Here is a 356-nt window from a genome sequence, read left to right as displayed (position 1 = left end):
TTGCGCAAACCAATTTGGCCTATTTTTATCTGTTTGGTATTGGGGTAGATAAAGATGAAAAGCGTGCTTTTGAACTCTATCAACAAGCCGCCAAACAAAATTGTGCCCCAGCCTTAAAAACATTGGCGTTTATGTATATGCAAGGGTTGGGTACAAAGCCAGATGTCCCTAAAGCCTTTGCCAGTTTACAGCAAGCTTATCAAATATTACCGGATGATAATTTATGGAATGTTTTTGAGCGCATGGCAAACGAGAAAAATTACCGAATATACCCCTTAAAAATAACGATCGATTACCATAAAATAATATATCGAGAATTATTTAACTATGAAGATTCGAGTGATGAAGACTATATC

At 36.2% G+C, this 356-nt stretch carries 1 protein-coding gene (only partly in view); it reads left to right on the top strand.

Features of this window, described 5'->3' with window-relative positions:
- Positions 1-356: part of a tetratricopeptide repeat protein coding region (locus J3U35_RS11615; protein WP_267360306.1), annotated on the top strand (this coding region is incomplete at its 5' end). Its footprint extends 318 nt past the window's final position; the window shows 356 of its 674 annotated nt.

The sequence above is a fragment of the Gilliamella sp. B2717 genome, assembly GCF_026536675.1.
Taxonomy (GTDB): Bacteria; Pseudomonadota; Gammaproteobacteria; order Enterobacterales; family Orbaceae; genus Gilliamella; species Gilliamella apicola_I.
This window is presented reverse-complemented; position numbering and strand designations above follow the sequence as displayed.